At 67.2% G+C, this 18,713-nt stretch carries 18 protein-coding genes; 15 read left to right on the plus strand and 3 right to left on the minus strand.

The genetic code is table 11. The features are described 5' to 3' along the window. Positions 1-17 precede the first annotated feature (17 nt). Positions 18-1,118 carry a citrate synthase gene (locus tag VFZ09_RS34685; protein WP_329732032.1) on the minus strand — a complete coding sequence of 367 codons (1,101 nt, stop codon included), beginning with the start codon at positions 1,116-1,118 and terminating at the stop codon, positions 18-20. 340 nt (positions 1,119-1,458) lie between these two features. Between VFZ09_RS34685 and VFZ09_RS34690 the strand changes: the two genes are divergently transcribed. From VFZ09_RS34690 to VFZ09_RS34755, 14 genes are all read left to right on the plus strand, one after another. After that, a complete protein-coding gene (locus tag VFZ09_RS34690) occupies positions 1,459-2,691 on the plus strand; it encodes an IS3 family transposase (protein WP_329732033.1) in 1,233 nt (410 codons plus the stop codon). 241 nt (positions 2,692-2,932) lie between these two features. Further along, positions 2,933-3,988: a Gfo/Idh/MocA family oxidoreductase gene (locus VFZ09_RS34695; RefSeq protein WP_329732034.1), complete on the plus strand. Its 1,056-nt coding sequence runs from the start codon at positions 2,933-2,935 to the stop codon at positions 3,986-3,988. Next, the gene (locus VFZ09_RS34700) at positions 3,981-5,087 is read left to right on the plus strand and encodes a DegT/DnrJ/EryC1/StrS family aminotransferase (protein WP_329732035.1); all 1,107 of its coding nucleotides are present in this window, start codon (positions 3,981-3,983) and stop codon (positions 5,085-5,087) included. Before VFZ09_RS34695 ends, VFZ09_RS34700 begins: the two co-directional genes overlap by 8 nt. A gap of 15 nt (positions 5,088-5,102) precedes the next feature. Next, the gene (locus VFZ09_RS34705; RefSeq protein WP_329732036.1) at positions 5,103-5,609 is read left to right on the plus strand and encodes an NUDIX hydrolase; all 507 of its coding nucleotides are present in this window, start codon (positions 5,103-5,105) and stop codon (positions 5,607-5,609) included. Continuing rightward, positions 5,606-6,733, plus strand: a complete 1,128-nt coding sequence (locus VFZ09_RS34710; RefSeq protein ID WP_329732037.1) for a DegT/DnrJ/EryC1/StrS family aminotransferase — start codon at positions 5,606-5,608, stop codon at positions 6,731-6,733. The genes VFZ09_RS34705 and VFZ09_RS34710 overlap by 4 nt, the downstream gene beginning before the upstream one ends. A gap of 34 nt (positions 6,734-6,767) precedes the next feature. Continuing rightward, positions 6,768-8,108 carry a hypothetical protein gene (locus tag VFZ09_RS34715; protein ID WP_329732038.1) on the plus strand — a complete coding sequence of 447 codons (1,341 nt, stop codon included), beginning with the start codon at positions 6,768-6,770 and terminating at the stop codon, positions 8,106-8,108. Beyond that, positions 8,101-8,778, plus strand: coding sequence for an HAD-IA family hydrolase (locus VFZ09_RS34720; RefSeq protein ID WP_329732039.1), 678 nt, complete (start codon positions 8,101-8,103; stop codon positions 8,776-8,778). Before VFZ09_RS34715 ends, VFZ09_RS34720 begins: the two co-directional genes overlap by 8 nt. A 12-nt stretch (positions 8,779-8,790) precedes the next feature. Next, positions 8,791-9,918, plus strand: a complete 1,128-nt coding sequence (locus VFZ09_RS34725; protein ID WP_329732040.1) for a fatty acid desaturase family protein — start codon at positions 8,791-8,793, stop codon at positions 9,916-9,918. Then, the gene (gene mtnP, locus VFZ09_RS34730; RefSeq protein WP_329732041.1) at positions 9,915-10,823 is read left to right on the plus strand and encodes an S-methyl-5'-thioadenosine phosphorylase; all 909 of its coding nucleotides are present in this window, start codon (positions 9,915-9,917) and stop codon (positions 10,821-10,823) included. The genes VFZ09_RS34725 and mtnP overlap by 4 nt, the downstream gene beginning before the upstream one ends. Position 10,824: 1 nt before the next feature. Then, positions 10,825-11,445: a GDP-mannose pyrophosphatase NudK gene (nudK, locus tag VFZ09_RS34735; protein ID WP_329732042.1), complete on the plus strand. Its 621-nt coding sequence runs from the start codon at positions 10,825-10,827 to the stop codon at positions 11,443-11,445. Between the two features lie 57 nt (positions 11,446-11,502). Beyond that, positions 11,503-12,447 (plus strand): ABC transporter substrate-binding protein, encoded by a 945-nt coding sequence (locus tag VFZ09_RS34740; protein WP_329732043.1) that lies wholly within the window; start codon positions 11,503-11,505, stop codon positions 12,445-12,447. 9 nt (positions 12,448-12,456) lie between these two features. Continuing rightward, positions 12,457-13,713, plus strand: a complete 1,257-nt coding sequence (locus VFZ09_RS34745) for an MFS transporter (RefSeq protein WP_329732044.1) — start codon at positions 12,457-12,459, stop codon at positions 13,711-13,713. Between the two features lie 88 nt (positions 13,714-13,801). Next, positions 13,802-14,665, plus strand: coding sequence for a D-hexose-6-phosphate mutarotase (locus VFZ09_RS34750; RefSeq protein WP_329732045.1), 864 nt, complete (start codon positions 13,802-13,804; stop codon positions 14,663-14,665). 46 nt (positions 14,666-14,711) lie between these two features. Further along, complete coding sequence (locus VFZ09_RS34755) at positions 14,712-15,272, plus strand: adenine phosphoribosyltransferase (protein ID WP_329732092.1); 561 nt, start codon at positions 14,712-14,714, stop codon at positions 15,270-15,272. 82 nt (positions 15,273-15,354) lie between these two features. Here VFZ09_RS34755 and yjjX read toward each other — a convergent pair whose 3' ends face one another. Together yjjX and VFZ09_RS34765 are read right to left on the minus strand one after the other, a co-directional pair. Beyond that, on the minus strand, positions 15,355-15,906 hold the full coding sequence (gene yjjX / locus VFZ09_RS34760) for an inosine/xanthosine triphosphatase (protein ID WP_329732046.1): 552 nt from the start codon (positions 15,904-15,906) through the stop codon (positions 15,355-15,357). Positions 15,907-15,931: 25 nt separating this feature from the next. After that, positions 15,932-16,951 carry an NAD-dependent epimerase/dehydratase family protein gene (locus VFZ09_RS34765; RefSeq protein ID WP_329732047.1) on the minus strand — a complete coding sequence of 340 codons (1,020 nt, stop codon included), beginning with the start codon at positions 16,949-16,951 and terminating at the stop codon, positions 15,932-15,934. 75 nt (positions 16,952-17,026) lie between these two features. Here VFZ09_RS34765 and pcnB point away from each other — a divergent pair, with 75 nt between their 5' ends. After that, complete coding sequence (gene pcnB, locus VFZ09_RS34770; protein WP_329732093.1) at positions 17,027-18,712, plus strand: polynucleotide adenylyltransferase PcnB; 1,686 nt, start codon at positions 17,027-17,029, stop codon at positions 18,710-18,712. The last annotated feature ends 1 nt before the right edge of the window (position 18,713 follow it).

The raw sequence follows: 18,713 nt of genomic DNA on the forward strand, positions 1-18,713 counted from the left end.
AGCGGGGGATCACCCCCTCATTCCGGCATCGGCCCCACGTAGCGCGACGCGGGCCGGATGAGGCGTCCCGTCGCCCGCTGCTCGGAGATGTGCCCGAGCCACCCGGCGACGCGGCCACAGGCGAAGGTGGGCGAGAACATGGTGCGGTCGAGGCCCACCGCGTCGAGCAGCACGGCGGTGTAGAACTCCACGTTCGCGCGCAGGGGCCGGTCCGGGTAGCGCTGGCGCAGAAGGTCCTCGGCCGCGCGCTCCACCGCTCGGGCGAGGGCGAGCCGCTCGGTCCGCAGCCCCCCGCGCTCGAGCCGCTCGAGGGCTCGCTCCAGCACCGCCGCGCGGGGATCCCTCACGCGGTAGATGCGGTGGCCCATGCCCATGATGCGGCGCCCGGCCCGCAGCTCCTCCTCGAGCCAGGACGTGGCCCGCTCCGGGCGGGCAATGCCGTCGAGCATGTCCAGCACCGGCCCGGGAGCGCCGCCATGCAGCGGCCCCTTCAACGCGCCAATGGCCCCCACCACCGCCGACACGGCGTCCGAGCCCGTCGAGGCGATCACCCGAGCGGTGAAGGTGGAGGCATTCAGCCCGTGGTCGGAGACGGTGACCAGGTAGGCGTCGAGCCCGGCGGCACGCTCGGGATGGTGCTCACCGGTCACCATGCGCAGCAGGTCCGCCGCGTGGGACAGCGTCGGGTCCGGGCGTACTGGCGCGAGCCCGCGTCCGCGCCGCCCCCACGCTCCCGCGAACACGGCGAGGGCCCCCGTCAACAGGAGCTGCGTGGCCAGTTCTCCCTCGGGGTGCTCCGGCACGTGGGCCGCCGCGGCCCGCAGGGCGTCCATGCCGTCCTTCGCCGAGAGCGCATCCCCCAACCCATCGAGCAGCCCGAAGGCACGCACCCGGGCCTCGCCCAGCGCCGCCTGGAGCGAGTCCGGGAGCGGCTGCTTCGCGTAGGGTGCCCAGAGCCGCGCGCACACCTCCTCGAACGAGCGGGTTCCGGCGAGTGACTCCACGTCACCGCCGGCAATCACCAGCCGCCCTCGCTCACCGTCGACTTCGCTCAACCGTGTCTCGGCGACCACCACGCCTTCGAGTCCCGCCTGCACAGCCGTTTGCGTCGTGCCCATGTTGGTGCCCTCCGATACAGGCTGTAACGCGCCGCCCACGGGCCCAAAACTCGATTCGACAATCGACATGTCCCTGGCTGCACCACGCCAGACGTCCTCTTGTCCAGCACCACGTCTCCGGTCACCTCGTGCACGGCTCCGGCTGACGGGCCGCTCCAGGAGGCACCTGCGCGCGGGCTGGCCCGGGCGACACGCTTCTTGGACGGCATTCGCGCACCACCAGATACTGGGGCGCATGGAAATGCGTGAACTGTACGGCCTCGATGAGGTGCGCGGTCCCGGACTTGAGCACGCGAACCCCAGGGCCCCCTCTTCCCGGCGAATCCACTCTCCTGGCTCGATGACCGCACCGCAGGGGGTAAAGGCGCTCGCACGGGAACTGAGCCGCAAGGAACAGGCGCTCGCGGAGGCTCGCGCACTGGTGACCCTGTCGAGGAACGCGAAGGGCCTCGTCGTGGGGGGGCGGGGGCGGCTCCACACTCCAGACGTCCGGCTCAAGGTCTGTCATCTGGTGGCGCATGCCATCGCGGATGGCGCGCGGTTGTCCCTGGCGTGCCGGTTGCTGGGCGTCTCGGCGCGGACCGTGCAACGTTGGCGCAAACCCGAGTGCGTCCAGGATCGTCGGCGCATGGCGCGTCGCTGCCCTGCCAACCGCCTCAGCGATCAGGAGCGTAGGCTCGTCCTGGAATTGCTCCACTCCCCCTTCTTCGAGGGGCTTTCCCCCAGACAAATCGTTCCGAGACTCGCGGATCAGGGCATCTATGTGGCCTCGGAGTCCACCATGTATCGCCTCCTCCGCGCGTACAAACGCGAGTGGTGCGCCAGGGACTTCAGCACCAGACCGCAGCCCGGACACGAGCGGCGTGTCTCGGCGCCCAATCAGGTCTGGAGCTGGGACATCACCTACCTGAATGGCCCGGGCCGGGGCTCCTTCCTCTACCTCTACATGGTGATGGATGTCTTCAGCCGGCGCATCATGGGATGGAGGATCCACCGCGAGGAGCGTGCGGAGCATGCCGCCAGCTTCGTCCGCAAGGTGTGCGAGGAGAACGGAATCAATCCGGCGGGACTCGTGTTGCACTCCGACAATGGCCGGCCGATGAGAGGGACCACGATGCTGTGCACCCTCCAGCGGTTGGGAATCGTGCCCTCGTTCAGCCGCCCCCAGGTCAGCAACGACAATCCCCATGCCGAGGCGTTGTTCAGCACCTTGAAGAGACACAAGGACTACCCCGTCACCTTCTCCTCCCTGGCGCTCGCGCGGGCCTGGATGGGCCGGTTCGTCTCCTGGTACAACCACGAGCACCTCCACGGAAGCTTGTCTTTCGTCTCTCCCGACGACAGATATTTCGGGCGCGATGCCTCCGTGCTCGCGAGGCGGCGCACGGTCTACGAACAGGCCCGGCTCCGCTCGGGTGTCCGGTGGTCTGGGGGTCCCCGGCGCTGGCACCCACCTGTTCCGGTCCAGATGAAGGTCTGGCCCTTCTGGGGCGTGCGCGTTCATCAGGGAGGGACTCTATTGAGGGAACCTCCGCAAGCGCGGCCTTTACCCATCAGGCGACAACTCCCTTGACACAGAACGTCCCGTGGCGGGCGATGGGTCTTCGCATGAGATCCATGCCCTGCCACGAAAGCACGTCCTGCGGTGGCAGCATTGTTGTCGCCTGGTGAGCGCTCATCCCAGCAACCCGTAGAGGGAGGTTGGGCAGCCGCCGGGCCGGCAATGCAGTCAGCAGGGGTGTAACGGCCATCCGCACATGTCCCAGGGCCGTTCTCCTGCGTCGCCGATACCGCGGAGAAACGAGGAACGTCGCTTGATACGCGTTGGATTGGTTGGCATCGGGGCGCAGACGAAGGAAAACCTCCTCCCCTCGCTGTTGCAGATTCCCGAGATTCAGATCGTCGCCGCTTGTGATGTGTCGCTCGAGCGCGCGGAAGAGGTGAAGGGCTACGTCCGTGACGTCCAGGTCTTCAAGGATGTCGCGACGATGATCAACATCATGGGCCCGGACGCGCTGGTGTTGGCCTGTCCTCCTCAGGCCCATCGGGACATCTCCCTGATGGCCATTGAGCGCGGCATCCATGTCTTCGTCGAGAAGCCGCCGTGCTTCACGCTCAATGAGCTCAAGGACATGATCGACGCGGCGGCGCGCAAGCGGGTGGTGACCGGCGTGGGCCTCAACTTCCGCTTCGCCCGCCCGGTCCAGCACCTGCGGAAGATCGCCGCGAGCGAGAAGTTCGGCCGGACGATGCATGTGCAGATCAACCACTACGCGGGCAAGCCCCGCGCTCCCATGTGGGGTCTCTCCTCCACCCTCCGCTCGTTCCTGCTCGCCCAGACGATCCACTCGATCGATCTGACGACGGCCTTCGGCAAGGACGAGCACGTGACGGACGTCCACTCCACCGTCCAGCACGGGACCGATGCGATGCTGGCGCGGATCGACATCACGTTCTCGTCCGGGCGGTCCGCGTCCATCCTGACGGGCAGCATGTTCCCCTATTTCGAGTTCGACATGAAGGTGATCGGCGACAGGTCGAGCATGATCGCCCTCGACAACCTGTGGAACATCACGCTCCACGACGCGGAGATCTCCTCGCAGGTGGTGGGCGGAGACAAGCGCTGGCGCAATGCCTGGCAGCCGGGCCCCCTGGACTCGGGTTATGTCCGCAGCGGCTATTTCACCGAGCTGACGGGGTTCTTCAACGCCATCCGCTCCGGTACCCGCTTCGAGGCGGATTTCGAGAGCATGATTCCGACCTACCAGGTGATCGAGCAGGTGTGCGCGGCGGAGGTCCAACCGGGCGTCGTGGCGGCGCCGTCCTTGAGTGTCACTGGGGTGCAGAAGAGGAGTGTGGCCAATGGCTGAGGCATCCGTGAAGAACAAGCGAGTCATCTCCGACAAATACCGCGCGAGCTACGAGGATGATCAGCCCGCCCTGGCCGCGGCCCTGGCCAGTGGCTTGTCGGGAACCTCCGACATCGTCACCGAGTACGAGGCGGCTCTTCGCGCCTACTTCTCGAACCGCAACGCCATCGCCATCTCGTCCGGCGGCGCGGCCATCACGGTGGCGCTGGCGGCCGCGGGCGTGAAGGCCGGTGACGAGGTGGTGCTGACGCCCACCTGCCCGCTGTGCACCGTCTACCCGATCATGGACATGGGCGCCAAGCCGGTGTTCGTGGACACCCGTCCGGACAGCTTCAGTGTGGACCTCGAGGACCTGGCGCGGGTGATCACCAAGAAGACCCGCGCCATCATCGAGATCCCGATGTGGGGCATGCCGACCGAGGTCGACGAGCTGCAGCAGGCCGCACGCAAGGCCGGCATTCCGCTCATCCTGGACCTCGCCCACTCGCACGGCTCCACGCTGCATGGACGCTCGCTCTCCGCGTACGGAGACCTATCCTGTTTCAGCACCCACGAGCGCAAGCCGCTGGCGACGGGGGAGGGGGGCTTCATCCTCACGGACAACGATGACCTGGCCAGGCGCTGCCGGGACTACAGCCGGTTCGGCAACCTGAACGGCCGTGACTTCGGCCTGAACTTCAAGCTGGGCGGGCTCGCCGCCGCGCTCGGCAAGAACCGGCTCAAGTACCTGGATCGGCAGCTGGAGGGCCGCCGCGAGCACGCGGAGCGGTTCCTGTCCCAGCTCACCCATCCGTCCGTCCGTGAGTTCACGCGGATCACCGGCGCGAGGACGAACTACTACTTCCTCACCCTGCGCACGAGCTTCGCCGACAACCGCCGCTTCATCGACTACCTGGACGAGCACGGCATCCCGTCGGACATCAAGCGCTATGGCTGCCGCTGCCTGTACGGGTTCCCGGCCGTCGAGCAGTTCCGCCGCCCGTGCCCCCAGGGTGAGCGGCTGCTCAACACCATGACGACCATCCCCGTGCATCCGGCCCTGTCGGGTGAAGACATTGATTACATGGTAGGCGTCGTCAATGCCTACCAGGAGAGGTAGGCCGGCGTGAACACCATGGATCCTCGCTTGCCCAAGCAGTGGACCGCGTCGGGTTTCGTTCTCCATCCGGATCGCAAGGTGCTGTTGATCCACCACCGGAAGCTCGGTGTCTGGCTCTACCCGGGTGGGCATATCGAAAGCACGGAGTCACCAGATGATGCCGTGCTTCGCGAGATCAGCGAGGAAACGGGGATACAAGCGAGGATCCTGGGTCTTCTCGACACACCGTTGGCTGACCCCGAGGCCGACGTCCATGTGCTGCACACGCCCTACCGGGTGTTGTGTGAGCGCATCAATGATCCCAAGGGCCACCACTACCACATCGATCTGATCTACCTGTGCGTGGCTCTGGATACGAACTGCATCGCCAATGGCGAGGTCCATGCGGCCCGCTTCTTCAGCCAGGAGGAGCTCGCGGACCTGAAGCTGTTCCCCAACTTCCGCGTCCTGCTGCGGCGGGTGTTCGAGGACGAGGAGATCTGGCGGGCCATGGACACGCTGAAGGAGCAGGTGGCGGCATGAGCACGCCAGGAGCCGCGTCCAGGGGCGCGCGGGAAGAGCTGCCCCGCCGGCGGATCAACGATGCGTTCCGGCACCGTCATCCCGATGACGAGCTGTACCTGCGGCAGGCCCTGGAGACGGGCCTGACCGGAACCGCGCCGATCGTGGAGCAGTACGAGCGGAAGATCTCGGAGCGCTACGGGATGCGCCACGTGCTGGCGGTCTCCTCGGGCGCGGTCGCGGTCTCGGTCGCCCTGGAAGGCATCGAGTGGCAGGTGGGTGATGAAATCATCGTTCCCCCCAGCTGCCCCATCTGCACGGTCCTGCCCGTCATGGCGCGCGGGCTCGTGCCGGTCTTCTGTGACGTGCGCCCCCATGACTTCGGGCTGGATCCGGAAGACCTGGCAAGGGTCATGTCGCCACGAACGCGCGGCATCATCGAGGTCCCCATGTGGGGATACCCGTCGAGGGCGGATGAGCTGCGGACCCTCGCTCACGCCCATGGCGTCCCATTGATCCTCGATCTGGCCCATTGCCATGTGACGCGCCTGCAGGGGAGGTGGCTGGCGGAGTTCGGCGACATCGCCTGCTTCAGCACCCACGAAGGCAAGTTCATGTCCACCGGCGAGGGGGGCTTCGTGATGACGAACGATGCCTCCCGGGACGCGAAGATGCGGGCGTACACCCGGTTCGGAAACCTCGATGGCCAACGGGTGGGCCTCAACTACAAGCTGGGTGGACTGCAAGCGGCCGTGGGACTCGCCCGGCTGCAGGCGCTCGACTGGCAGCTGGAGATCCGTGCGCGCAATCGCCGGTACCTCCTCGAGCGCATCCACAACCCGCTCGTCCGGGAGCTGCCCATCGTCGAAGGGGGAACCATCAACGGTTACGCCCTCCTCCTGCAGGTGGTGAAGGGGGACGGCCGGCGCTTCGTCGAGCACCTGGACAGGAAGGGTGTCCCCTCGGACGTCAAGAAGTACGACAACCAACCCCTGTACAACTACCCGCTCCTGGCGGACCGCCGGCGGGACTGCAAGAACGCCCGGGAGTTGCTGCGCTCGCTGACGACGATTCCCCTGCACCCGCAGCTCTCGGACGAGGATCTCCAACATATCGTCGCGGCGGTGAATGCCTATGAGGGATGATTCCTTGGACAGATCTAAAGGCAGACATGCCATCGTGCTTGGCGGCAGTATTGGTGGCTGTCTCGCCGCCGAAGTGCTGTCTTCGGAGTTCGAGCGGGTCACGATCATCGAGAAGGGCGACTTCGAGGACGGCCTGGGTGATCGGCGCGGCGTCCCGCAGGAGAAGCACGTCCATCTGCTGCTGCTGCGTGGCAAGCAGGTCATGGAGGAGGTCTTCCCGGGTCTCCTGGCCGAGCTGGTCCAGGCCGGCGCGGACATCGCGGACCAGGGGCATGATGTCAAATGCTTCCACTATGGTCAGTGGAAGAACCGGTTCAAGACCGGGGTGAGCGCGCACTACTGCAGCCGGGGCCTGCTCGACAACATCGTCCGCCGGCGCATCCGGGCCAATCCGCGGATCACCGTCCATTCCAAGACCCGGGCCATGGGCTTCCTGTTGCGCCGGGAGGGCGCGCCCCGCGTCCACGGGGTGGTGTTGGACGGGTCCGCTCCGGTCCGGGAGTTGTCGGCGGAGCTGGTGATCGACGTCAACGGGCGGGGCTCTCGCGTGGCCGAGTGGCTGGCGAAGGAGGGGCTGGGCGAGGTGAAGAAGACCCTCGTCGAGACGAAGCTCGGCTATGCGTCCCGCATCTACCGGCGGCGGCCCGAGTTCGCCGATCGCTGGAAGGTGCTGCTCGTCCTGCCAAGGCCTCCCCATGGCCGGGCCATGGGGGTGATCAGTCCCATCGAGGGGAATCGTTGGCTCGTCACCACGGGCGGGTGGTTCGGTGAATTCCCCAAGCCGGACCCCGAGGAGTTCCTCCGGTTCCTCGGGAAGCTGCCGGTCCCGGATATCCAGGAGATCATCCGGGAGGCGGAGCCCCTCTCGGACGTCGCGGGCTTCGCCATTCCGGGCAGCTTGCGGCGCCACTACGAGGACATGCCGGTGTGGCCCGAGGGGCTCGTGGTCATGGGCGACGCGTTGTGCAGCATGAACCCGTTGTACAGCCAGGGCATGACGCTCTGCTCGCTGGAAGCCGACGTGCTGAGGCGGCAACTTCCCGTATGGAAGCAGGGAGGCACCAGCGCCCGTGCCATCCAGGCGTTGATGGCCCAGGTCGTCGAGCCCGCGTGGAACATGGCGGTGTCCGAGGACATGCGGTTTCCGGAGACGCAGGGCCGCCGCTCGCTCGGGCTGCGGTTCCATCATTGGTACGGCTCGGGGCTCTGCGAGCTGGCCGCCTCCCACCGGCTGGCGCTGCAGACCCAGGTGGGAGTCACCAACCTGGTGGTTTCCCCGAGTCAGCTCTTCCGGCCTGAAATCGCGGCCCGGGTCGTCCTCCACAAGCTGCTCCCGCGTTTGGGCAAGACGGTGAACGATGATTCCCATGCGTAAGGTCTGGAACCAGATTCAACATGTCGTCTGGGATTGGAACGGGACGCTGCTCGACGACGTGGACCTGGCCGTGACTGGGGTCAACCAGGTGTGCGCCCGGTTCGGTGTCCCCGCCGTCACGCGGGAGTTCTACCGTGCCCGGTTCCAGTTTCCGATCTCCGCGTTCTATTCCTCGCTCGGCTTCGATCTGGAGCGGATTGCCTTCAGCGACATCCTCCGGGAGTACCTGGCTGTTTTCGACGCGCGGGTGCGGCACTGCGCGTTGAACGAGGGCGCGCTGGAGTTGCTGGAGTGTCTGCGTGAGAATGGCATCGGGTCATCCATCCTGTCCGCGTCCTACCGGCCCACCCTGGTGCGGACCCTCGAGGCGAAGAGGCTCAGCGGGTACTTCACCCATGTGTGTGGATTGGGGGATGAAAAGGGGACGAGCAAGCTCGAGGAGGGGCACATCCTTCACGCGAAGCTGGGGCTGCCGGGCGAGCGCATCCTCTATGTGGGAGACACCACCCACGACGCGGAGGTCGCCGCGGCCCTGGGGTGGAACAGCTGCATCCTGTCGTGCGGGCACCAGGACGAGGACCGCCTGGGCGCATGCAATTCCCCGCGGATGACTGGAATCCCAGCCCTGTTCGAGGACCTGCCTTGGGGCAGGGTCGTGCCCAACCGCTGAGGTATTCATCCCATGCTTCCCACTGAATCGTTGCCACTGCTGCTCGCCGCGCTGCTGTGTTCGACGCTGTTGTTCCGCGCGGCCGTGTCCCTCTATTACTCGGACCCGGAGCGGGTTCTGCGCATCTCCCGGCTCCGCCCGCGTCTGGAGGGGACGCGGGAGCTTCTGTACAAACCACTGGATGAGTGGTTCGCGCCCCTCCCGTTCGTGTGGACGTGGCTCGACATCTTCATCGCGCTCCTGCTCGCACGGTGGGTTGACCATCCCCTGGCCTGGGTGGCGGTGTGCTTCTGGGTGGGAGGCCGCTTCCGGGCCCTCCAGGAGTTCGGGCACAACGCGGTGCACTACGCCCTGTGCCGCTCGCACGCCTGGCAGTGGTGGCTCTCCGATGTGTTCTATCAGTTCCCGGCGTTCAAGCGGGACATGCACAGCCGGCAGATCACCCATACCCAGGAGCATCACCGCCACCCGAATCACGAGAAGCTCGATCCGAACCGCGCGCGCGTCCGTGACGGCGGGATGCGCAGTGGCATGACCCATGCGCAGTTCATCGGCCGGCTGTTCCATCCGCTCTCGCCCTCGGGAATGATGGTCAACCTCAAGACGATGGTGCGCAACAGCCTGCTCAACCATCGGCCCATCACCGCGGTGGCCCGGGTGGTGACGCTGCTGGTGCTCTCCGCGCTGCTGTATGCCGCGGCGGGCTGGAAGGCGATTGTCTGGGGCTGGCTCGTTCCCCTGGTGACCACCTACTCCCTGTTCGCCTGGGTGTCGCTCCTGACGGAGCATCGTTGGTTCAAGACGCCAGGCTGGTCCGAGGACCGTCTGACCCGGGAGTTCCTGGCGGGACGCCCCACGGACTACCGGGGGTTTTCTGGCTGGCTGGTCCGCGTGTTCCTCTGCCCGACGTCGGATGCCTATCACCTGGCCCATTCCCTGTACCCGGGCGTGCGCTGGAACTACCTGCCGGCGATCGACCGGGTTTTGAAGGTGGAGGAGCCGCGCTACACAGCGCATGCGAGCGAAGGCCTGCTGTTCTCGCGCGACGGCATTCCTTCCGCGCTCTCCGAGCTGAAGGAGCGCCTCGTCTCGGCCGAGACCCGGGTTGAACCCACTTTGTACATCCAGGAGGAGCGGTGACGGACAAAAGCGTGAAGGTCCCTCGTATCGGTATCATTGGCGGGAGCGGATTGAGCAAGCTGCTCTCCCTGTCCAGCGTCCAGCGGGTGAAGGTGGAGACCCCCTTCGGGGAGCCCTCGGACGAGGTGATCCTCGGGACGCTCGGCCGCGCCCAGGTCGCCTTCCTCCAGCGCCACGGGCCCGGCCACCAGACTCCTCCCTCGCAGATCAACGTGCGCGCCAACATCGCGGCGTTGAAGCACGTCGGCTGCACGCAGTTGCTCTCGCTCAGCGCCGTGGGGAGCCTGCGGGAGGAGTGTCCGCCGGGCTCGTTCGTGCTCGTGGATCAATTCATCGACCGGACGATCCAGCGGGAGAAGACCTTCTTCGGACGGGGGCTCGTCGGGCACGTTCCTTTTGGCGACCCGGTCTGCACGCGGATGCGGACGGCGCTGGCGGACGTGGCCTCGAAGTTGAAGTTGACGTATGTCAATGGCGGAACCTACGTGGTGATGGAGGGGCCGCAGTTCTCGACGCGCGCCGAGTCCAATCTGTACAGGAGTTGGGGCGGGACGGTGATTGGAATGACGGCCATGCCAGAAGCCAAACTGGCACGTGAGGCGGAGCTCTGCTATGCGATGGTCGCCATGCCCACGGATTATGACTGTTGGTATGACAGTCATGAGGCCGTGACCGCCAGCCTGGTCAGTGAGCGGATGGAGCGGATCGCCGTGCAGGCCAACTCGCTTGTGGAGCATGTGTGCGACGTGCTGGCGGACCACCAGGAGTCATGTCCTCAGGGTTGTGAGCGTGCGCTCGACACGGCCATCATGACGCATCCCGCTTCGCGCAGTCCCGAGATGCTCAGCCGGTTGGGGTTCGTCGTCCCCCGTATCATCCAATCCCGGGATGGAGGTTCCAGATAATATGAGTGGCGAAACCGCGCGCGGCGTCCGCGCCCCCGAAGACATGCGAGACCGCATCCGGATCAAAGACGTTGTCGTCCTGTCGGATGATTGGTATGTCCTGCGAAAGACGACCTTTGACTTCAAGCGCAAGGACGGCTCGTGGCAGCAGGTCAGCCGGGAGACGTACGACCGTGGCAATGGCGCCACCATCCTGCTCTACAACCGTGAGAAGAAGACCGTCATCCTCACGCGGCAGTTCCGGTTTCCCGCGTTTGTCAATGGCCACCATGGGATGCTGATCGAGACCTGTGCCGGCCTGCTGGACAAGGATGACGCGGAGACGTGTATCAAGCGCGAGACCGAGGAGGAGACCGGCTTTCTGGTCAACAATGTCAGAAAGGTGTTCGAGGCTTTCATGAGCCCGGGCTCGGTCACCGAAATCCTCCACTTCTTCGTGGGGGAGTACGCCGATCGGGACAAGACGGGGGAGGGCGGCGGGGTACATTCGGATGGCGAGGACATCGAGGTCCTCGAGCTTCCGCTCGCTCAGGCGCTGCGGATGATCTCCACGGGCGAGATCATGGACGGCAAGACCATCATGCTCCTGCAACACGCCAGGCTGGCGGGGCTGCTGGACTGAGCGCAGACCCGGGGGGAATGCCCGTCTGACCCGGGTCTGCTTTCATGAGGACATCGAATGACAGACGTGCATCAGAAGCAGACCGTGGTGGCGTATAGCGCCATGGAGGAGTACGAGCTGGCCGAGTATGTCCAGGGCATCGAGGCGGCGAATCCGGATCTCCGGATCCGGATGGAACGGATGTCCACCGCCGCCCTGCTCGAGCGGCTCCTCGCCGAGGGACCGAACGGCTCCTGGGACATCATCCTGGGATGGGCGCTGACGACGATGTTGGCCCCCGAGTTGCGCGGCTGGTTCGCGCCCCTGGAGTCGGAGCGGGTGCGCCGCCTGCCGGCGTCGGCCAGGGATCCCGAGTCGCGCTGGTTCTGTCCCTCCGCCTTCGTTCCCGCGTTCTGCGTGAACGAGGCGCGCCTGGCCCGGCGGGGCCTTCCGATACCGACCCGCTGGGAGGACCTGGCGGACGTGCGCTACGGCGGGGAGCTGGTCGTGCCAGACCCGACCTACTCCGGGGCGGGTTTCCTCCACCTGACGGCCCTGCTGCAGATGACGGGGGAGGCCAGGACGTGGGAGATCCTCCGCGGTGTGTCCGCGAACCGGCCGCTCATCGAGCGCTCCGCGTTCGCCCCCTGCCTGGCGGTCGCGGGAGACGAGGCCGCCATCGGCGTCACCGTGTCCATTGCCGCGGAGCGGATGGCGCGCATGGGGCTGCCCGTCAAGATGGTGATTCCGGCCGACGCCGCGGGCTCGGAGCCCGAGGGCTTCGCGCTGCGCGCCGGCTCCGCCCGCGGGGAGCCGGCGTCCAGGGCCCTGGAGTGGATGCTGTCACCCGAGGCTTGCTCGATTTACAGGAAATACAAGAAAATCGTCCTGGTGGGTGAAGCGGACCCCCTGCCGAAGGAGCAAGGGCTCCAGGTCCACCCCATCAACGCCGCCCAGGCGGCTGCTTCAAGGGCGTCCGCGTGCGAGGGTTGGCGCCGCATCTTCACGCCGGCAGCCGTTTGAGGAACCTTCATGACCACGTCGTCCGCGCCAGGAGTTGCCGCGAGCCAGGTGAGTCCGTTGCGCCAACGCAACGTCCAGATGGTGTTTCTCGGCCGTCTGGCGGTCTTCATGGCGGACGTCATCCAGGATGTCGCCCTGATCTGGATCGTGTGGGAGCTGACGCACTCGTCGACCGCCACCGCGATCGCGAGCATGTCGAGCCGCACGCCGCTCTGGCTGTTCAGCCTGCCCGCGGGGGCTCATGCGGATTCCGCGCCGCCCCGGCGCACGATCATCGCCGCGAACCTGGTGTGCAGCGTGCTCGCGTTGCTGGTGGCGGGCCTCTCGAAACTCGGCTGGGTGGACGTGCCCCTGCTGTGCCTGTTCGCCTTCGCGATCTCCACCTGCCGCACCTTCGAGGCGCCCAGCTTCTACTCGCTCGTGCGAGGTCTGTCGCACGAAGGGGTGGATACCCAGCAGCTCAATGGGATCGCCGACACGGCGAAGCGCACGGCTCGCCTCACCGCTCCGTTGCTCGCGAACGCGCTGCGCAGTGTGACCTCGCTCTTCAACCTCTATGCGTTCATCGGGCTGTTCTACGCGGGCATGGCCGTGGCGGGACGCCGTCTCGAGGTCCGGGACTTTCGCAGTGAGCGCAAGCAGCGCAAGGGGCTGGTCGCCGACCTGAAGGAGGCGATGGGGGTGATCCGCCAGCAGCCCGCGCTGCAGTACATCATCGTGGCCGAGTGCCTCTTCAACGCCGCGTATGGCGCCTGCTATTACGTATTCCTGCCGCGCCTGACCCTGGACACCACGGGCGGCGGGACTTCCGGCCATGCCTCCGCGGTCACCGCCTTCGGAATCGGCGGGCTGGTGGCGGGCTTCTTCTCCACGCGCCTCAAGATGGGCCGGCACGCGCTGGCCTACGCGACGGCCGCCTGGATTTCGATCGGAGGTGCGTTCGGCTTGATGTCCTTCGCCACGAGCCTGCCGGTGATCGTGCTGCTGACGGCCGTGGCTGGAGCGGCGATGGCCATCCAGACCATCGCCTTGTGGAGCGGGCTCCATGCCGCGTGCCCCGCGGAGCACTCGGGGCGAGTGTATTCGATCTGGCGTCTGGGCGCGGATACGGCCATCACCGTGAGCACGCTGACCGCGGGTGTCGTCGCCGATGCCTTCGGTCCCTCCATCCCGATTGGTGTCGTTGGCATCTATGTCTTCTTCGCGATCCTGCTCGCCCGCCGGTTCACGGTGGGGCGGGAGGTGAAGCTGTCTCCAACCCCGTAGTGACGAGACGTTCGTCGTCTCGAGACGAGGTCCCTTGCTGGAGGGCATTGACTGCCCGGGCATGGGTCTGCCTCGCGAACGAAAACCCATGCGCTCGAATGATGATGGTTTGAACCGGGAGCCGGGAGCTCCGGAGCCCGGTTCATCGTCCACGGTGGTGGCAGCCGATGGTGCGCGAATCCAGTTCTCCGCCCATGGCGGGCAGATCTGCTCCTGGAAGACCGCGGATGGCATTGAACGTCTGTATTTGAGCCCATTGGCCGGAACGCACGCGAATGCCGCGATCCGCGGCGGAATTCCTGTCATCTTTCCCCAGTTCGCGCACGAGGGGCCGTTGCCGAAGCATGGCTTCGCCAGGTCCAGTGTCTGGCGGGTGTCGAGCAGCGGGCCCCTTTCCGATGGAAGTGGTTCAGTCGAGCTGCGGCTGTCGGACGACGCACTGACCCGGGCTGTCTGGCCCCATCCTTTCGAGCTCGTGTTGCGTGCGCGCTTCAAGGCTCTGGAGCTGACGGTGTCCCTGGCTGTCGTCAACACCGGGAGCCTTCCGTTCGGCTTCACCAGTGCGTTGCATACCTATCTGGCCGCGAGCGCGACCGAAGCCGTCATCCATGGCCTGCGGGGAGCCCGCTATCTGGATTCCGCGGACCATCGCCGGATGGGTGTCCAGCAGGAGGCGCTTCTCCGGATTGATCGGCATCTGGACCGGTTTTTCTTCGGTGTGACCGCGCCCGTCGAGGTGCGGGGGAACGGCACCTCGATCCGGGTCGGTCAGGACGCATTCCCCGACGTGGTCGTCTGGAATCCCTGGCAGGAGCTCTCCAGAAAGCTCGCCGACCTTCCGGATGACGGATACAGACATTTTGTCTGTATCGAGTCCGCCGCGGTGGAACGCCCCGTTTCTCTCGGGCCTGGGGAGGAGTGGTTGGCCTCCCAGCACCTGAGCGTCTTCTGAGTGTTGCAGCTCTTTCCCCGCCGTCCCCCTCGGGAGTCCCTCCATGATGCAGACGCTCTCACCGTTCTCCCTTCCGCAGGATTCCTCGCTCCGGGAAGAGGTTGTCGCCCGGCTGCGGGACATCCCGGACTTTCCCAAGCCCGGTGTCCTCTTCAAGGACATGACGCCGATCCTCGCGGAGCCCCAGCTGTTGGGGCGGGTCGTGGACGCGATGGCCGCGCCCTTTCAGGGCCAGCGCATCTCCCGGGTGGTGGGCGTGGAAGCCCGCGGCTTCCTGTTGGGGGCGCCCATCGCCCTGAAGCTGCACGCGGGCCTGGTTCCCGCGCGCAAGCCGGGAAAGCTGCCCTGGCGCACGCGCACCGAGCGCTATGCCCTGGAGTACGGCGAGGACGCCTTGCAGGTCCACGAGGACGCCGTGAGACCGGGTGACCGGGTGCTCATCGTGGATGATCTGCTGGCCACGGGCGGTACGGCGGATGCCGCCGCCCGGCTCGTGATGCAGCTGGGGGGCGAGGTGGTGGGGTTCAGCTTCCTCATCTCGCTCGATTTCCTCCCAGGGCGTGAGCGGTTGGGCCGCGACAAGGTCTGCGCCCTGCTCTCCTACTGAGCCTCGTGTCCCCGACGGGATTCGAACCCGTGTGGGCTCATGCGACCGGGCCGCATCGAGCATCGGCTCGAGGAAAACGATCTTACGCTTCAGGCAGGGGGCGTGTTGCTGGAGCGGGGTAGAGCTCCGGGTGCAGGAAGGGCATCAGCGCGCACGCCAGCGGCCCCTGCCACATCTCGGCCCGCGTGAAGAGGCCGTTGGTCAGGATGCCCACCGCTCCCTGCTGCTTCTTGCTCTCGGTCCGGCCGGTGACCTCGTCCATCACCCGGCTCAGCTCCTCGCCTCGCAGCACCCGCGTCACCACCGCGGGTGGCAGCGGGAAGCTCACGCCCCACGTGAGGTTCTCCCGGCCCCCGGCCTCCACCACGGCCACGCAGTTGATGAGGTTCCCTTCCTCGTCCACGCCCCCTTCCAGCCCCATCCCCATCCGCGCCCCCGGCACCGCCGCGAGCGCCGCTCGGGCTCGGTTTCTCGCTCCCGTCGACGTCTGGTCCGGGCCAATGGGTTGTTCGGGCACTCCGCTGGGGACCTCGACCGCGGCCACCGTGCAGCCCGGGAAGGCCCGCTCGCACATGGTTCTCGCTGCCGTCGTCTTGGCCGGGTTCGTCGAGCCTACGGCGATGGTGATGGACATGGGACTCGGTTCTCCTGGATGGTTTTCAACCCACGACGCCTCGGGGCGTCAGGGGGCGGTCCCTCGGGAGCATTCCTTCCTCCTGGAACCACCTCAGTGCTTCTCGGATGCCGAGCCGCACCAGCCTCGGCTGGTACCCCAGCTCCCGCATCGCCTTCGCCGAGGACTGGTACGCCGGCAACGGCAGCGCCTGCAGGAACGCCGTGTTCACGAATTTGAAAAGGTCCGGTGACAAGCGGCCCACCACGTCCCCCAGCCTCCCCACCGCCTGTACCACCCCGTCCGGCAGCGGAATCCTCGGCGGTGGCACCCCCGCCTCCTCCGCGCAGATTGTGAGCAGCTCGCGGTAGGTGAGGTTCTCACCCCCCAGGATGTAGCGCTCCCCCGGGCGGCCCTTGTCCATGATGAGCTTCAGCCCTCGCGCCACGTCCTGCGCGTTCACCACGTTGATGCCGCCGCTCGGGTACGCCACCCCCAGCCCCTTCGCCGCCAGCAGCAGCAACTCCCCCGTCGAGGGCCTCACGTCGTAGGGGCCCAGCACGAAGCTCGGGTTGCCCGCCAGCACCTCCAGGCCCCTCCCCGAGGCCGCCAGCGCCAGCCGCTCCGCTTCCCGCTTGGACTCGTGATAGGGGTTGTCCCCCGCGTCGTTGTACGCGCTCTCCTCGGTCGCCGGCTCGGCCAGCGTCCCATGGCCGACCGCCGCCACGCTCGACACCACCACGACCCGCCGCGCGCCAGCCGCCAGCGCCGCCTCCAAAACGTTCCTCGTCCCCTGGGCGTTGGTACGGGAGACGTCCTCCCGTGTGAAGGGATCGAACCGGACGATGCCAGCGACGTGGTAGACCTGATTTACACCTTTCAGCGCCCCCCGGAGCGACTCGGCGTCCAGGACGTCGCCGAGCACCTCGTCGTAGCGCAGCCCCCGCAACCCCCGGCGGTCACTCCGCTCCCGGACGAGCAGCCGAGGGTGCTCCCCCTGCTCACACAGCAGGTGGGCGAGGTTGGCCCCGATCAGCCCCGTTGCTCCCGTCAACAATGTCTTCATGCGCTACTCCCTTCCGGGGAGGATGCGGTATAGGTCGCCCCTTAGATGCGCCCCCCAAGGGGCGTCAACCGCGAGATGACGCGAGACTCCACTGAAACACCGCCCGCCGGCGGACCGACGCTCCAGCCTGCGCCCGATGACGCGCGCGAGGTTGCTGCCTCCGAGGATGGGTCCCAAGACCCCCTCGAGCTGCTGCCGGTCCCCGAAGCCGCGGAGGAGAACCCCATGGCCATGTCCGCTTTCACGGAGACACTTCCCGAGGACTCCCTCCCCGAGACTGATTTCCTCCCCGAGTCCACCCGCTCCGGCAGGCCCGCGGAGATAGACCCGGAGAAGCTCGATCCGGATGCCCTCAAGGTCATCCACCGCCTCCACTCCCATGGCCACCAGGCCTACCTCGTGGGCGGCTGCGTGCGCGACCTGATGCTGGGCCGCACCCCCAAGGACTTCGACATCGCCACCAGCGCCCACCCGGGCGAGGTGCGCGCCATCTTCCGCAACTGCCGCCTCATCGGCCGGCGCTTCCGGCTCGCCCACATCTACTTCAAGGGCGGGAAGATCATCGAGGTCTCCACCTTCCGCGCCAACCCCACCGAGCTCGACGCCGCCAACGGCGTGAGCGCGGCCGATACCGGCGCCGAGAACGGCGAGGAGGAGGGCGCCGAGGCCGAGGAGTCGCAGGATCTCCTCATCACCCACGACAACGTCTTCGGGACCGCCGAGCAGGACGCGCGCCGCCGCGACTTCACCATGAACGGCCTGTTCTACGACGTCGCCGAGGGCCAGGTGATCGACTACGTGCGGGGCCGGCGCGACATCGACGAGCGCTACATCCGCACCATCGGCGACCCTGAAATCCGCATGCGCGAGGACCCCGTCCGCATCCTGCGCGCCGTGCGGTTCGCCGCCAAGCTGGGCCTGGACATCGAGTCGCGCACCTACGCCGCCATGGAGGGCGCCGTCGAGGATCTCCCCCGCTGCGCCCCCGCGCGCCTGCTGGAGGAGACCTTCCGCCTCATCCGCGGCGGGGTGGCCGCTCCCACCCTGCGGCTGCTCGCCGCGCTGGACGCGCTCAAGGTGCTGCTGCCGCCCGTGGCCGCGTACTTCAAGGAGTACGGCCGCAGCGGCCAGCAGACCTTCTACGCCTTCGCCGAGGCGCTCGACCGGCGCGTCTCCACCGGCGAGCCGCTGGATGACGCCATCCTGCTCGCCGCGCTGCTCGTCCCCATCGCCCAGGCGGCTCCCGTCGTGGAGAGCCAGGAGCAGGCGGAGCGTCCCTCCGTGGCCCAGGCCATCGAGGACCTGCTCGCCGAGTTCGTCCAGAGCGCGCGTCTGCCGCGCCGCATCGCCGAGCGCTGCCGGTTGCTGCTCATCGCCCAGCGCACCCTCACGGGCGAGCGCCGCCGCCGCACGGGCGCCTTCCGCCGGCACCCGCTCTTCAACGACGCGCTCATCGTCTTCGAGATCTCCGTCGAGGCCACCGGCCAGCACCGCGAGGCGCTCGAGGCGTGGAAGCGCGGCGAGCTGCCTCCGATCAAGTCCTCCGAGAGTGCCACCGAGGGCGGGGAGGCTCCGCGCAAGCGCCGCCGCCGCCGCCGCCGGGGTGGGCGCAAGACGGGAGCAGGCGAGGGGGCTTCCGCCTCCGCCGCCGGAGCGCCCGCGGGCCCGGGTGTGGAGGCCGCGGACGCGGGTGACGACGAGGGGGACGACGCCGATTCCGGCCCGGACTCCGACGGCGATTCCGAGTCCGACGAGGGTTGAC

The organism is Archangium sp. (genome assembly GCF_036277355.1).
Classification (GTDB): Bacteria; Myxococcota; Myxococcia; order Myxococcales; family Myxococcaceae; genus Archangium.